Here is a 14,781-nt window from a genome sequence, read left to right as displayed (position 1 = left end):
GCCGCACAGGCACGGAGGGACGTCCCATGGCCGATGGGCCCCCACGCGAACACGCCATATCGCTCTACGGAGACGAACTGGAACCCGGAGCGCTGGTGGGCGACTGGGTCATCGAGTCCCGCGTCCACGCGGGCGTGACCGCGTGGCTCTATCGCGCGTCGCACCTGTCCACCCGGGCTCCCGCCGCGGTGAAGGTGGTGCGTGCCGAGTTCAACCACGTCACCAACGTGCTCCGCCGCTTCCAGCAGGAAGCGGACACGCTCCGGGCGCTGCGCCATCCCCACATCGTGGAGGTGCTCGAGCACGGCGACCTTCGCGACGGACGCCCCTGGCTGGCCATGGAATGGTTGGAGGGCGAAAGCGTGGACCAGTGGCTCACGCACCGAGGCCCCTACTCCCTCGCGGAGGCGCTGACGGTGATGGAGGAACTGGGCGCCGCGCTGCACTTCGCCCATGGCCGCGGCATCCTGCACCGGGACCTCAAGGCCCAGAACGTGATGGTCATCCCCCTGACGGAGGGCTTCACGGTGAAGCTGGTGGACTTCGGCATCGCCCGCGTGGAGCCACCGGAGGGGCTCTCCGGCCTGACGTCCGGCGGCGCCGTGCTCGGCACTCCCGTGTCCATGGCCCCCGAGCAGATTCGCGGGCAAGCCCTGGACGCACGCACCGACCTGTACGCGATGGGCGTGCTTCTCTACCAACTCCTCACCGGGAGCCTGCCTTTCGAGGGCACCAGCGTGGTGGAGGTCGAGGAGCAGCACCTCCATGCGCCGCCACCGCACCTGGATGAACGGGTGCACGCACTGCCAGCACTGGACGCCGTGGTCCAACGGGGTCTCGCGAAGGCCCCTGGGGACCGCTGGCCGGACGTGCCCGCCTTCCTCGATGCCTTGCGCGCGGCGCTGGCGCCCACCCCGGAGGAGACATGGGCCGTGGCTGTCTATGTGGACCTCCGCTTCCCGGTGGCCCTGGACGAGCCCACCGACGCGGACCTGGATGCCAGGGACGCCACGCTGGACGCGACGCTCACCGAACTGGAGACCCGCGGCTGGCTGCTCGCCATGGAGAGTGGCAACGCCGTGCTCGCGTGGAGACCACTGCCTCCCACCTCCGAGGCCCGTGTCCCTGCCCTGGTGGAAGCGCGCCAGGTGGCGGACGCGCTGTTGCGGCAAGCGTGTGAAGCCGCGGCTGACAGCGTGGAAGTCCGCGTCTATGCGCACGCGGCCCTGTGTGAGCTGAACACGGACGCCCAGGGCCTTCCGCGGTTGGCGGGTGGTGAGTTGCTCCGCCTGGAGTCCTGGACTTCGGGAGGCACGGCGGGCGAGGTCCTGCTGTCGGATGCACTCGCCAGCCGCTGAGCGAGCTACGTCCGCAGCCGGTGCCGGCGCAGCAGGCGGTACAGGTACACGCGGTCCATGTCCGCGGCGGTGGCGGCCTGCGACACCTTGCCTCCGTGGAGCTTGAGGAGCGCATCCAGGTACTCGCGCTCGAAGACCTCCAGCGCGCGGCGACGGGCCTCCGCGTAGGGCTGCTTCGGGTCCACCAGGCTGCGCAGCACCGCTTGCGCGCTCACCTCCTCGGCGTCCGGCGGCATGGCGTCCTGGAAGACGAGGCAACGCTCCAGGTGGTTGCGCAGCTCGCGCACATTCCCCGGCCACGCGGCGTGCTGGAGCTGCGCGATGAACTCCGGAGTGCTCAGCGCCGCGAGCTGCTCGGAGCCGGCCCCGAAGGCCGTGAGGATTCGCTCCGCGATGAGGGGGATGTCCTCGGGCCGCTCCCGCAGCGCGGGGATGATGATGCGCACCACCGCGAGGCGGAAGAACAGGTCGGAGCGGAAGCGCGCCGCGTTCACCTCGGCGCGCAGGTCCCGGTGCGTGGCGGCGATGACACGCACGTTGACGGGCTGGTACCCGTTGGCGCCCAGCCGGCGAATCTCCTTGTTCTCCAGGACGCGCAGCAGCTTCGGCTGCAGCTCCGCGGGCAGCTCGCCAATCTCGTCCAGGAAGATGGTGCCGCCGTCCGCCTCCTCGAAGGCACCAATGCGGCGCTGGATGGCGCCGGTGAAGGAGCCCTTCTCGTGGCCGAACAGCTCGCTCTCCAGCAGGTTGCCGGGAATGGCGCCGCAGTCCACGGTGAGGAAAGGCCCTGAGACCCGGGCGCTGGCCTGATGGATGGCGAAGGCCGCGCGGCTCTTGCCCGTGCCCGTCTCCCCCTCCAGCAACACCGTCGCGTCGCTCGCGGCGGCTCGCTCCATGAGGGCGAAGCTGGCGCGCGTCACGGGCGACGCGCCCACCAGCTCACCGAACGTCGTGCGGTCGGAGATGAGCAGCCGGTTCGTCTCCGGGCTGAAGTCGAACCGGACGCTCACCCGGCCCAGGCGCAGGATGCTGCCGCCACGAAGGTACGCGTCGCGCACGTGGACGCCGTCGAGCACGGTGCCGTTTCGGCTGTCCAAATCCCGCAGGCGGGCGCCGTCGTGGTCGACCTTCACCTCGCAGTGGAAGCGCGAGACGGTGGGCTCCTCGATGACGAAGTCGTTGAGCCCATGCGAGCCGATGGAGAACGTGTCCGCGTTGCTGTCCTTGGACTGCCCAGGCTGCGGACCTTCGAGGACGGTGAATCGGAAGCGGCGAACAGCGCCCGAGCTCCCGGGCCTTCCTGTACCTGTGGGCCGCGTCTGCTGGACGGAATCAGGCCCTTCGGCTGGACGGCCCGCCCCCTGGGGTCGCTCGGTGTGACTCATAAGGGATGGACGCTATCACCGTGGACGCCACGCCAGCGGGCCCCGTGGCCACTTGACCTACCGGAGGCCCCATTCGACGACGAAGTCCGGCCCGTCCTCCGCGCGAGACAGCCGGGCAAACGACTCCGGGCGTTCGTCCCCCGTCCACAGACCGACGAGGTCGCCCAACAGCCAGTGGGACAGTGAGCGCGCCACCCGCTGCACCCCGTCTCGCGGCACACCCGACAGCGAGCGCTGCGATTCCATCATCGCGCGCACCGTTCGCGACGGAACCACCCAGCACTCGGCCCGAGGAAACGGAGGCGCCAGGAACAGGCAGAACGCGGCATCGGTCCGCAGCAACTGCGCGTCCAGGTGCTCCCGGCCCAGCCGGAAGGCGGGCAGCCACTGACCTTCTCCGCGCTGTTCGAGCTTCACCACCTGCACGGACACCACGCGCCGCGTGCGCAGGAAGTCGCCCACCGCCACGTCGAGGACGAAAGCCACCTCCACCCCCAGTCGCGCGGCGGCCAAAGGCGGAGGCATGGCGTCCGGAGCCGCCTCGCCGTCCACCAGGACAGGCTCGGGCGCGGGCTCCGGTTCACGGCGCCGGACCGTCATCGACAGCTCCCACGGCGAGGGCTGCCCCTGGGCCATCAACGCGGCGACGTCCGCCTTCACCCGCGCCAGCTCGGCGCGCAGTGCTTCGAGCAGGTCCGCCGCCAGCGTCTCGGTGTCCTCGCGGAAGCGCTCCGGATAGCGAGACGAGAACTCCGCCTCCACTCGACCGAAAGCGCCCAGCAACAGCTCCTCCAGGTCCCGGTCACGCAGCCACGTCCGGCCTCCGAGCGGCACCGCGCGCGTCACGTGCAGGTGCCGCAACGCCTCCGTCAACGACGCGGGGCCCGAAGCCTGTGAAGGCTCCACGGAGGCGCCCGGCTTCCCCTTCGCCGACGGGCCCTGGAACCAGGACTGGAGCGTCCGGACGCGGAGGCGAACGCGTGACGACGGGTGCTCCTTGAGCCGCTTCACCTGTCTCCGGTCGGTCGCGGTGCGCACCAGCAACAGCACCGTGAGCTCCGCCTCGGACGAAGCGGCATCCGGCGCGCACCAGAGGAAGAACTCGATGGCCGCCTTGCGCAGCACGGGCTTGCGCCCCACGCGGTCGGCGACTTCCTGACGCCACGCCGCCAGTTCGTCCAGCCCGGGCCGCACGGCACCGGGCATGAATCGAGGCCACAGCTCGGCACATTCTTCCGCCAGCCAGTGGAGCTGGTCGAATCCCGGCGCCCCCGGCTTGAGCTTCGACAGCGCGCGCTTGCGGCGGTCGAAGGCATCTGGTGCGCCCTTGCGCACAGCGGCACGGAACAACCGCTCCTCCAGCCACAGCAGCGTGAGCACCAGACCGGGCTCGCCCTTGCGCAGCGTGGCCTGGCAGTGGTCGAGCACGAAGCGCACGGGGCCCAGGTCCGCCGAGGCCTCGAAGTCGCCGTTCACCAAAGCGCCCAGCGCCCCACGCAGGCCGTCCACCGGCGGCGCATCGAAGCGCGCCAGCAGCTCGCACAGGTTCTCCACCACTTCGGGAGGACCGCCGACCTCCAGCGTGCGCGACAGCAAGAGCCCCGCCCGAGCGCACCAGTCCGGCTCCTTGCGTCCACCGGGGTAGCACGCCAGGAAACCACTCATGCCGCTGCGGCCCTCCGGCGACGTCGCCAGCGAGAAGAGCCGCTCGGCCAGTACCTCCGAAGCTTCCCGCCACGGCAGCCGCGCGGCCCGTGTCCGGATGAACTCCGCCAACCGGTCGCGCCCGTCCGCCGCCGTCGCCGGCATCAGCGCGCGCAGTTGCTCCAGCAGCGCGACGGACTTCGCGCCGGTGCCCAACACCTGACGCAGGTCCACCTCCACCGCGCCGTGGAAGCGCAGGGCCCGGCCGTCGAAGGTGCACGGCGCGTCGCCGACGAGGGACTGGAGCGCGTCCGGGTGCCGCTTCAGGATGCGCGTCAGCACCGTGGTGACGGTGGCCTCCGTCTCACGCCGCACCCGCGCGGCCGTGTCCGCATCCCCCACCTCCAGCAACGCGCCCAGCATCGTCTCCTGCCGCGCCATCAAGCGCGGCAGCAGGCCCCGGGGCGGCACGGCGTAGGGCCACAGCAACTCACTGCATGAAGAGAGCAAGAACAACAGCTCGCCGAGGGTCCGCTCGCCCTCGTCCAGTCGGCTCCAGGCCGCCGCTTGCGCCAGGGTGCGCTCATCCAGCGAAGCGCCTCGCACCCAGGCCGCGAAGGACTCGCGCCACTGGGTGGACGCGGCCATGGCCTCCGCCGCGGGCGTCCCCGTCACCGTCTCATAGAGGGACCGGAGCGACTCCGGCCACCCGGTTTCATTGACGGACTGCATGCTCTCTCACGCGCCTCATGCCACCGCGCCAGCGGGCAGGGCCCGCGATTCTCCGGCCGGGGTGATGCTGATGACCACCGACTTCGACGTGGGCGTGCGGCTCTTCTCCGCGAAGCTGTTCACGGGAACGAGGACGTTGGCCTCGGGGAAGTAGGTGGCCGCGCACCTGCGCGGGATGTTGTACGGCACCACGCGGAAGCCACGCGCCAGCCGCGTCTCGCCTTCGAAGTGGCTCAGCAGGTCGACAAGCTGGTCCGCGGCCAGCCCCTGCGCCTTCATGTCGGCGGGATGCAGCAACACCACCCGGCGGCCATTGCGGATGCCGCGGTAGCGGTCATCCAGCCCGTACACCGTGGTGTTGAACTGGTCATGCGTGCGAATCGTCATCATCAGGAGCTGTCCCGGCTCCAGGGTAATGGGCTGTAGCGCATGCACCGTGAAGTGCGCCTTGCCACTCTTCGTGGTGAAGCGTCCCTCGCGCGGACCGTTCGGCAGCGCGAAGCCGCCCGGCTCCCGCACGCGGCGATTGAAGTCGTCGAAGCCGGGGATGACGCGCGAAATCTGCTCACGGATGCGGTCGTAGTCCTCCACCAGCGACAGCCAGGGCACGCGAGAGCGCTCCCCCAGCACCGCCGTCGCCAGCCGGGCGACGATGACGGGTTCGCTGAGCAGGTGCTCCGATGCGGGCGCCACCGAGCCCCGCGAAGACGACACCACGCCCATGGAGTTCTCCACGGTGACGAACTGGGCCCCGCCGGCCTGCACGTCGTGCTCGGTGCGGCCCAGGCACGGCAGGATGAGCGCCCGCCGTCCGTGGACCAGATGCGAGCGGTTGAGCTTGGTGGACACGTGGACGGTGAGGCGCGTGCGGCGCAGGGCCTCGGCGGTGAACTCCGTGTCCGGCGTGGCGGAGAGGAAGTTGCCACCAAGTCCGAAGAACACCTTCACCCGGCCGTCGTGCATGGCGAGCAGCGTGTCCACCACGTCCATGCCGTGGTGCCGCGGCGGCTCGAACCCGAACTCCCGGGACAGCGCCGTCAACAGGGCCTCGGGCGGCTTCTCCCAGATGCCCATGGTGCGGTCGCCCTGCACGTTGCTGTGACCGCGCACCGGGCACAGGCCCGCGCCCGGCTTGCCGATACCGCCGCGCAGCAGCGTCAGGTTGACGATTTCCTGAATGCACGCCACGCCGTTGCGGTGCTGCGTCAGCCCCATGGCCCAGCAGAAGATGGTGCGCTCGGAGCGCGCGAGGATTTCCGCCGCCGCGAGCACCTGCGCGCGCGACACCCCACTCCCCTCCTCCACGTCCTCCCACTTCACCGCGCGCATGTGGGCCGCGTAGGCCTCGAAGCCGAGCGTCTTGTCGTCGATGAAGCCCTTGGCCACCACCGAGCCGGGGTTCGCGTCCTCCATCTCGAACAGCGCCTTGGCGATGCCCTGCAGCAGCGCGGCGTCGCCGTTGATGCGGACCTGAACGAACAGGGAGTTGAGCGCCGTTCCGGGCCCGATGAGGTGCAGCACGTCCTGCGGGTGCTTGAAGCGGTTGAGCCCCGTCTCCGGCAGCGGGTTGATGCTGACAATCTGGCAGCCCCGTCGCGCGGCGGCCTCCAGCGACGACAACATGCGCGGATGGTTCGTCCCCGGGTTCTGCCCGATGACGAAGATGGCATCCGCCTGGTCGAAGTCCTCCAGCGTGACAGTGCCCTTGCCGATGCCCACCGTCTCGTTGAGCGCCGAGCCGCTCGACTCGTGGCACATGTTCGAGCAGTCCGGCAGGTTGTTGGTGCCGAACTGCCGCACGAAGAGCTGGTAGAGGAACGCCGCCTCGTTGCTCGTACGCCCGGAGGTGTAGAAGCTCGCGGCGTCTGGCGTGTCGAGCGCGTTCAGCTCCTCGGCCACCAGCGCGAAGGCTTCGTCCCAGGACAGGGGCGCATAGTGCGTGGCGCCTTCGCGGAGCACCATCGGGTGCGTCAGCCGGCCCTGCTTGCCCAGCCAGTGGTCCGTCTGGAGGGCGAGGTCCGCCACGCTCCATTGACGGAAGAACTCCGGCGTCGCCCGCGCGGACATGGCCTCTTCCGCCACCGCCTTGGCGCCGTTCTCACAGAACTCCGCCATGGAGCGGTGTCCCGGGTCGGGCCACGCGCAGCCGGGGCAGTCGAAGCCCTCCTTCTGGTTCACCTTGAGCAGCAGCTTCGTCCCGCGCACCACGTCCATTTCACCGTAGACGTGCCGCATGGCGGAGATGACGGCGGGGATGCCGCCCGCCACCGTCGCGACGGGCCCCACGGAGGGACCACGGGCCTCCTCGGGAGGCTGGGCGCAGGGCGTTGCCTTCGTGAGCGCGGACGAAGCTCGCGCGCCAGGCTCCTGTGCGTTCCGGCTCCCGTCGTCCATGGCACTCCCTCCAGGCATCGCGCGGCTGGCTGGCTGGCCGGTCGCTGCTGTGGACTCTACCGCGCTCTGGCCGCGCGGGAATGCTCATGGAACGACTGGCGCCTCCCCCGGCATACAGCGGGCACTCCGGGGCCCCCATGCCCGGCCGAGCCCCTGACGGGGCCTGCCTGCGTTGCCAGCAGCGCTCGCGGTCCAGAACGTCAGGAGACAGGCCCTGGGCGAACGCTCAACGAGAGGAGGCCATCCAGATGAACGGCAGGCGCGACGACGACCGGCGATGGGGAGACAAGGAGCGGGAGCAGCGGCCCTCGAGGGGCTGGGAGGACGAACACACCCATCCGAGGGGCACCTGGGCCCGCGCCCCGGACAGGGATGAGCACGGCGACGAGCGCGGGTCCGAACGCAGGGGCGACTTCGAGCGGGACGACGCCGAGCGACGACGGGGCGGTCCGCACCGGGGCCACCACCGCCGAGGCGGTTGGGCCTCCGAGGATGATGCGTTTCCACGCACCTTCGACAGCGAGCGGCACTTCCGGGACGCGGCGAGGGACCGGGACACACGCGATTACCAACAAGACGTGGACTTCGGACGCGCCGCGCGCGCACTGGACCAGGGCCGGGAGTATGGCCGCGACTTCGACCTGGACCGGGAGCTGGACCGCCGCGCCCGGCACTTCGACCCAGAGCGCATCGCCAGACGGCCCGGCTACAGCCCCAGCGGCACGTTCCGCGAAGTCGCGGAGGACTGGCGCCTGGAGCCTCCCTACCTCGGCGTCCTGGAGGACGTGGGGACGGAGGGAGGACGCCGGGGCGGACCTGAGATGCCAGAGCGCCGGGGGCACGGCGGGAGGCGCCATGGCCACCGGGGCGCCGACGACGCCCACGAGCGCCGCCGACGGGAAGCGGGCGGCATGGACCGGGGCCGGCCCTGGCGCGCCGCCGGCCACATGGCCGAAACGGATGTCCGCTACGGGGGCACACAGCCCGCGGGCCACGGCCCCGGTGTGGAGAACATGGCGCCACCGTGGGATGGGTACTCCACCAGTCCGTCACGGCCGGACGACCACGACCTGGGGCAAGGTGGCTTTTCGGGTGGGCGCTACCGGCCCGAAGGCCCTGTGAGGGCGCCACCCCGGGGACGCGCGCCGCGAGGCTACCGGCGCTCCAGCGAGCGAATCCTGGCGGACCTCTGCGACCGGCTGATGCAGAGCTGGGTGGACGCCGAGGACGTGGACATCCGCGTGCGGGACGGCGTGGTGCTGCTGGCCGGCGTGGTGCGCAGCCAGGATGAACGGCACGCGACGGAAGCGCTCGCCCGGGACGTGCTGGGGGTGAAGGAGGTCATCAACGACATTCGCATCGACCGCGAGGACGGCGTCATGGACCGGCCCGCGTCACGCAGCCCCGTCCAGACTCCGGGTATGGACGCCTCCGACGACGACACGCTGCATTCGTGAGGCGGCGGACGCGACGCGGCGCGACGCGGACATCGCGGTGGCCCGGAAGCACGCTGGTTCAGGTAGTGTGCCGGGCCTTTCCGTCCGCCACACTCTAGGAGTCCGTTCATGTCCCGCGTCATCCGCGCCCCCCACGGTTCCACCCTGTCCTGCAAGGGCTGGGTCCAGGAGGCCGCGCTCCGGATGTTGATGAACAACCTCGACCCGGACGTCGCCGAGCGCCCCGAGGACCTCGTCGTCTACGGCGGCACCGGCAAGGCCGCCCGCGACTGGCCCTCCTTCGACCGCATCGTGTCGAGCCTCCAGAACCTGGGCGACGATGAGACCCTGCTCGTCCAGTCCGGCAAGCCCGTGGGCATCTTCCGCACGCACCCGGACGCGCCGCGCGTGCTCATCGCCAACTCCAACCTCGTGGGCCGCTGGGCCAACTGGGAGCACTTCCACGAGCTGGAGAAGAAGGGCCTGATGATGTACGGCCAGATGACCGCGGGCTCGTGGATCTACATCGGCACGCAGGGCATCCTCCAGGGCACCTACGAGACGTTCGCCGCCGCCGGCCGCTTCCACTTCGGCACCGACGACCTGGCGGGCCGCCTCATCCTCTCCGGCGGTCTGGGTGGCATGGGTGGCGCGCAGCCGCTGGCCGCCACCATGAACAACGCGGTGTTCCTCGGCGTGGAGATCGACCCCACGCGCGCTCGCCGCCGCGTGGAGACGCGCTACCTGGACGTCGTCGCCAAGGACCTGGATGAGGCGCTGGCCCTGGTGAAGGACGCCCAGGAGAAGCGCGTGGGCCGCTCCATCGCCGTCATCGGCAACGCGGCATCGGTGTTCCGCGAGCTGTACCGCCGCGGCATCAAGCCGGACCTCGTCACAGACCAGACGAGCGCCCATGACCCGCTCAACGGCTACATCCCCACGGACCTGTCGCTGGAGGCCGCCGCCGAGCTGCGCCAGCGGGATCCGGAGACGTACGTCCGCCGCGCGCGCGAGTCGATGATGATGCACGTGCAGGCGATGAACGACTTCCAGAAGGCCGGCAGCCACGTCTTCGACTACGGCAACAACCTGCGCGGGCAGGCGGAGCTGGGCGGCATGGAGAACGCCTTCGAGTTCCCCGGCTTCGTCCCCGCCTACATCCGTCCCCTCTTCTGCGAGGGCATGGGGCCCTTCCGCTGGGTGGCGCTCTCCGGCGACCCGGAGGACATCCGCGTCACCGACCGCGTGGTGCGCGAGCTGTTCCCCCAGAAGGCCTCGCTCCAGCGCTGGCTGAACATGGCCGAGGAGCGCGTGGCGTTCCAGGGCCTGCCCTCGCGCATCTGCTGGCTGGGGTATGGCGAGCGCGCCAAGGCGGGCCTCGCGTTCAACGAGCTGGTGCGCAAGGGCGAGGTGAAGGCGCCCATCGTCATCGGCCGGGACCACCTGGACTGCGGCTCGGTGGCGTCGCCCAACCGCGAGACGGAGGCGATGAAGGACGGCACGGACGCGGTCGCGGACTGGCCCATCCTCAACGCGCTGGTGAACGCGGTGAACGGCGCCTCGTGGGTGTCCTTCCACCACGGCGGCGGCGTGGGCATGGGCTACTCGCTGCACGCCGGTCAGGTCATCGTCGCGGACGGAACGCCGGAGGCCGCGCGCCGCATCGAGCGCGTGCTCACCAGCGACCCCGGCATGGGCGTGCTGCGCCACGCGGACGCGGGCTACCCGGAGGCCATCGAGGTGGCGAAAGAGCGCGGCGTGAAGATTCCCGGCATCACCACCTGAAGATGAAGCAGGAGGCCGCAGTGAAGCGCTTGTGCGCGGCAGGGGTCGGACTGTGGGGCGCCGCCGTCGTGGGACTGACGGGGTGCGCCCCCACGGCGATGGGCCCCATGGTGATGCGGATGGGGCCCGGGGCGCCGGACCGCAACGTCATGCAGGTCGGCATGCGCTCCGGCCCCCGGCTGAGCGCGCCCATCGCGGGGACGCAGGGCAGCCTCGGAACGGGAAACAGCTTTCGGGGAAACGAGTCGAGCTTCTCCACGCAGCAGTGGGGCGTGGCGTTCGACGCGGCCCTGACGGTGCCCCTGTCCGAGCGGCTGCATCTGCACACCGGGCTTCAGGGCGAGTTCCTCCTGCCCATCCCGCTGCCCGGGTACGGGCTGTACGCCGGGGCCTCGTACTACGTGGGCTCGGAGCGGCTGGGCCTGGCCCCGGCGTTGTCGCTGCGAGGCGCCAGTGATTTCGAGCTGGGCACCCCGCGCGGCGGGCCGGGCACCATCTTCGGCGCGGAGGTGTCGTGCGCGCTCACGATGCAGCCGGAGAAGAACGTGTCCATTGGCCTGGTGCCCTTCGCGTCGTGGCACACGGTGGTGTCGCACGGGCGCAACGAGCAAGCGTTGTATTACGGCGGCGTGGTGGCGGCGCGCGTCTCCTGGGGCGGAAAGAACGACTTCGAGCTGTCCGGCGGGTTTGGCCGCGCGAAGGTTGGCAAGGGTGTGAGCTGGAACGTGCCCATCATGGGCGCACGCGGAGGACGTTGAGCCATGGACGTGCTGGACCTGCTGGTGCGCAACACCTCCGAAGTGCTGACGGTGGAAGGCTCGCACCGCGAGCGCGCGGAGGATGCCCTCACCCCACGCCCAGGTGCGGTGGTGGGTGTGCGCGAAGGACGCATCGCCTACGTGGGCCCCGAGGCCGGCCTCCCCACGGGTGCGGTCGGCCCTGGCACCGAGGTGGTGGACGCCCAGGGTGGCTTCGTGGGCCCCGGCTTCGTGGACCCCCACACTCACCTCGTCTTCGCCGGTGAGCGCTCGGCGGAGTTCGACCTGCGCAACCAGGGCGCCACCTACTTGGAGATTGCCAAGGCGGGCGGTGGCATCGCCGGCACGGTGCGGGCAACGCGGGCCGCGAGCGAGGAGGAACTGGTGCGGCTCGCCCTCCCCCGCACGAAGCGCCTGTTGGAGCAGGGCGTCACGACGGCGGAGGTGAAGAGCGGCTACGGGCTCGACCTGGCGACGGAGCTGAAGATGCTGCGCGCGGTGCGGCGGCTCGGGACGCTGACGCCGCTGGAGCTGGTCCCCACGCTGCTGTGCGCGCACGCCGTGCCGGAGGAGTACCGCGGCAAGCGCGAGGACTACGTGCGGCTGTGCATCGAGGAGATTCTTCCCGCCGTCGCGCGCGAGGGGCTGGCGCGCTTCTGTGACGTTTTCGTGGAAGACAGCGCCTTCACCGTGGACGAGGCGCGCCGCATCTTGAGCGCGGGCCGGGCACTGGGAATGGTGCCGCGGCTGCATGCGGACCAGCTCACCGCGTGTGGTGCCTCCGAGCTCGCCGCGGAGTTGGGGGCCGCCACGGCGGACCACCTGGAGCAGGTGACGGACGCGGGACTCAAGGCGCTGGCGGACGCCAACGTCACGGCGGTGCTCGTTCCCACCTCCACGCTGTTCCTGCGCATGCGGCCCTACGCGCCTGGACGCCGCATCCGCGATGCGGGGCTCAACGTCGCTTTGGGTACCAACGTCAACCCCGGTTCCGCCATGAGTGAAAACACAGCGCTGGCGCTGGGACTCGCGTGTCTGGAAAACGGGCTTACTGCGGCAGAGGCGTATTGGGGAGCCACCCGTGGCGCGGCAATGTCTTTGGGACTGCAACGGCACGGAAGGCTGACCGTGGGTGACGCGGGCGACCTGGTGGTCTTCAGCTGTGCTTCGTACCGCCACCTGCCCTACCATCTAGGGGTAGCGCACGCGCGAGTGGTCGTGAAGGCCGGACGCATCGCTGTCCGGCAGCAGATGGAAAGCTGCGCGTGAACCGGCGTCGCAGAGACACAGCGGCTCCGAGTGGATAAAGACGGGACGACATCCGTCAGGGCCGGACGTTAAGAGTCATCGTTGCTAGCCATGTGCCGACTATTTGGATTCCGTTCAGCGATTCCCGCCGCCGTGCACCCCTCGTTGGTAACGGAGAAGAACTCGCTCCTCATCCAGTCGCGCGAGCACAAGGATGGATGGGGCATCGCGGCCTACGGCGCCGAGCAGGCGCCGGTGGTGGCGCACGGTGTGGGGCCCGCGCACAGCGACCCGGACTTCGAGCGGGTGAGCAGCCGGGTATCCTCCCACACGGTGGTGGCGCACATCCGGTTGGCCTCGGTGGGCGCGGTGGAGCTGCGCAACTCGCACCCCTTCCTGCATGGCCGCTGGTCGTTCGTGCATAACGGTACGCTGCGGGAGTTCGCGCAGCACCGGGCTGCCGTGGAAGCGCTCATCTGCCCGAGCCTGCGGACGAACATCAAGGGCACCACGGACAGCGAGCGGTGCTTCTACCTGTTCCTCACCCGCTTGGGCGCCCGGCATCCGATTGACCGGCAGGTTTCGGTGTCGGCAGTGGCGCGCGCGCTGGCGGAGACGATGACGCTGGTGGCGGCCATCACGGATGCCTCGGGTCAGGATGGCCGCTCGGCGATGAACTTCCTCGTGTCCGACGGCGAGTTGATGGTGGCCTCGCGGCGCAACCGAACGCTGTTCGTGTCCACGGGCCCGTCGCGCGACGACCTGCCGAAGCTGCCGGCGCCAGGAACGAAGTTGGAGCAGCTCGTCGTGGCCAGTGAGTCACTGTGTGGCGGGCCGTACTGGGCACCGGTGGCTGAGGAGGACGTCATCGGCGTGGACGCGAACCTCGTGTTCCACCACTGGCGCGTACCGGAGCTCGCGGGCCCGGACCTCTTCCCCGCCGTGAAGCCGGCCGCGTCGCCCACCATGGCCTGAGGCCTCGGTTGCGCGCCGAACTCATCGAACGGTGGCAGACGGTCGACGGGCAGCGGCGGCGCTCGGAGCTCCTGCAAATGGGGCTGCGGGGCAACTGGCCCGAGGCCTTGAGCGGTTTCGTGGCAACCTCCGAGCTGGGTGACAACCCACGAGACCTCCGAGGCATCGACCTGTCAGGGCAGGACCTGGCATCCGCAGACCTGGTGCGCGCGCGGCTGGACGGGGCGAGGCTCGATAGCAGCGGGCTGGAGTACGCCCAGCTCGACCTGGCAACACTCACGGGCGCATCGCTCCGGCTCGCGCGGCTGAACCACGCGAGCCTCCATGCGTGTGTCGCGTTAGGTACCCAATGGGATGACGCTCAGCTGGAAGGCACCCGGCTCACGGCGTCCAACTTGACGGGGAGTTCCTTCCGCCGAGCCCGGTTTCGAGGCGCTCAGCTCGAACAGACCATCTTGCTGAACGCGGACCTCCGCAACGCGGACCTGCGTGACGCGAGGTTGTTCCTCTGCGACCTGGAAGGCGCACTCCTCACGTGCGTCCAATGGAATCCGCCACGTCCAGTCGGAGCTGCGCGCCATTCTGCACGAGAAGAACTGGCGCATCGTGCTGATGGCGGCTGCAGGCATCGTGCTAGCGGGAGCCGACGAGGCCACGCTGGCGACACTCTGGGCGCGGCTCGATGAATGGAGCTGGGTCCACCCTCAGCTCATGGTGGCCGCGGTGCTCCGCGATCCATCCTGCGATGACCGGGTGCGCGAACGACTCATGCATCATGAGTTGCCGCGACGGGACAACATCCGAGAGAGCCTGGAGTGGGCGGCGACCGTTGGACGCAACGTGCTCGGCTTACGCGAGCCCCACGCCGGGCACCCCACCTGTCAGGCTCACCGCTGGCTGAGGCAACTGCAAGCCTTCGCCCCCCTGACGGTCCAGGAACAATGGTTACGCGGAGGCAGCGCCAAAGCGTGAACAGGCCACGCGGGCGACGGGGCCCCGATTGAGGCTGAGCAGCTCCTGTTCGGAAATGTCGGGACTTTCGTCGCCGCTAAAACCCCCGACATTT

At 70.1% G+C, this 14,781-nt stretch carries 10 protein-coding genes and 1 pseudogene; 8 read left to right on the top strand and 3 right to left on the bottom strand.

From position 1 onward, the window contains the following. Positions 1 to 26: 26 nt before the first annotated feature. A complete protein-coding gene (locus F8M74_RS25770; RefSeq protein WP_141256557.1) occupies positions 27 to 1,358 on the top strand; it encodes a serine/threonine-protein kinase in 1,332 nt (443 codons plus the stop codon). Between the two features lie 5 nt (positions 1,359 to 1,363). Here the strand turns inward: F8M74_RS25770 and F8M74_RS25765 are convergent, their stop codons facing one another. The 3 genes from F8M74_RS25765 to F8M74_RS25755 are packed head-to-tail and all read right to left on the bottom strand — an operon-like array spanning position 1,364 to position 7,513. Then, entirely contained in the window at positions 1,364 to 2,743 is a 1,380-nt protein-coding gene (locus tag F8M74_RS25765) for a sigma 54-interacting transcriptional regulator (RefSeq protein ID WP_141256558.1), read from the bottom strand. 57 nt (positions 2,744 to 2,800) lie between these two features. Next, positions 2,801 to 5,119, bottom strand: coding sequence for a hypothetical protein (locus F8M74_RS25760; protein WP_141256559.1), 2,319 nt, complete (start codon positions 5,117 to 5,119; stop codon positions 2,801 to 2,803). Between the two features lie 15 nt (positions 5,120 to 5,134). Continuing rightward, a complete protein-coding gene (locus F8M74_RS25755) occupies positions 5,135 to 7,513 on the bottom strand; it encodes an FdhF/YdeP family oxidoreductase (protein WP_141256560.1) in 2,379 nt (792 codons plus the stop codon). 248 nt (positions 7,514 to 7,761) lie between these two features. On the opposite strand from F8M74_RS25755, the gene F8M74_RS25750 reads away from it, so the two are divergent. The 7 genes and pseudogenes from F8M74_RS25750 to F8M74_RS38065 all read left to right on the top strand — a co-directional run bounded on the left by F8M74_RS25750 (position 7,762) and on the right by F8M74_RS38065 (position 14,687). Further along, positions 7,762 to 8,970 carry a BON domain-containing protein gene (locus tag F8M74_RS25750; protein ID WP_141256561.1) on the top strand — a complete coding sequence of 403 codons (1,209 nt, stop codon included), beginning with the start codon at positions 7,762 to 7,764 and terminating at the stop codon, positions 8,968 to 8,970. Between the two features lie 108 nt (positions 8,971 to 9,078). Beyond that, the gene (gene hutU / locus F8M74_RS25745; protein WP_011554344.1) at positions 9,079 to 10,734 is read left to right on the top strand and encodes a urocanate hydratase; all 1,656 of its coding nucleotides are present in this window, start codon (positions 9,079 to 9,081) and stop codon (positions 10,732 to 10,734) included. A gap of 2 nt (positions 10,735 to 10,736) precedes the next feature. After that, entirely contained in the window at positions 10,737 to 11,492 is a 756-nt protein-coding gene (locus tag F8M74_RS25740; protein WP_141256562.1) for a hypothetical protein, read from the top strand. 3 nt (positions 11,493 to 11,495) lie between these two features. Then, complete coding sequence (hutI, locus tag F8M74_RS25735) at positions 11,496 to 12,761, top strand: imidazolonepropionase (protein WP_141256563.1); 1,266 nt, start codon at positions 11,496 to 11,498, stop codon at positions 12,759 to 12,761. A gap of 90 nt (positions 12,762 to 12,851) precedes the next feature. Next, complete coding sequence (locus tag F8M74_RS25730; RefSeq protein WP_141256564.1) at positions 12,852 to 13,715, top strand: class II glutamine amidotransferase; 864 nt, start codon at positions 12,852 to 12,854, stop codon at positions 13,713 to 13,715. 77 nt (positions 13,716 to 13,792) lie between these two features. Beyond that, positions 13,793 to 14,197, top strand: a pseudogene (locus F8M74_RS38070) (pentapeptide repeat-containing protein); the annotation flags it as partial. Positions 14,198 to 14,204: 7 nt separating this feature from the next. After that, positions 14,205 to 14,687 (top strand): hypothetical protein, encoded by a 483-nt coding sequence (locus F8M74_RS38065; RefSeq protein WP_228560313.1) that lies wholly within the window; start codon positions 14,205 to 14,207, stop codon positions 14,685 to 14,687. Positions 14,688 to 14,781: the final 94 nt, after the last annotated feature.

This window comes from Myxococcus sp. CA023, from assembly GCF_010998615.1.
In the GTDB taxonomy this organism is placed as follows: domain Bacteria; phylum Myxococcota; class Myxococcia; order Myxococcales; family Myxococcaceae; genus Myxococcus.
This window is presented reverse-complemented; position numbering and strand designations above follow the sequence as displayed.